Consider the following 354-nt stretch of genomic DNA (forward strand, 5'->3'; position numbering starts at 1 on the left):
AAGTACGGTTATACCACCATAAATAGCTGCTATTTTACCACCAGTATACAGCTTTTGAAAAAACTGGCTTTTTCCGGCTCTTGTACCATAACCGTCGTTAAGCAGCTGCATATTGTACAATTGACCCCAGCCTGGTATAATCATCGATCTGAAAACCGCTTTTCTACCGGCAACCTTACCCGGGTTAACATACTTGGCTTTCATCGAATCCTTTCTGGTCATCGGTTTTTTAGCCGCAGTATCTAACGATTTAGACAATTTAATTTTCGAAGTATCAACAGGTTTTAATACCGTATCCTTAACCTGCGCCGAGGCTAAGTTTACAAGAAAAAATGTAAATGCAGCAACCAGTAT

Annotated in this window: 1 protein-coding gene; it reads right to left on the reverse strand. The window is 40.1% G+C overall.

What is annotated here, in order from left to right:
• The coding region (locus AC1DND_RS29715) for a DUF5683 domain-containing protein (protein WP_477586664.1) at positions 1–354 on the reverse strand (354 nt) is incomplete at both ends.

Source organism: Pedobacter sp. 01N416 (assembly GCF_056399685.1).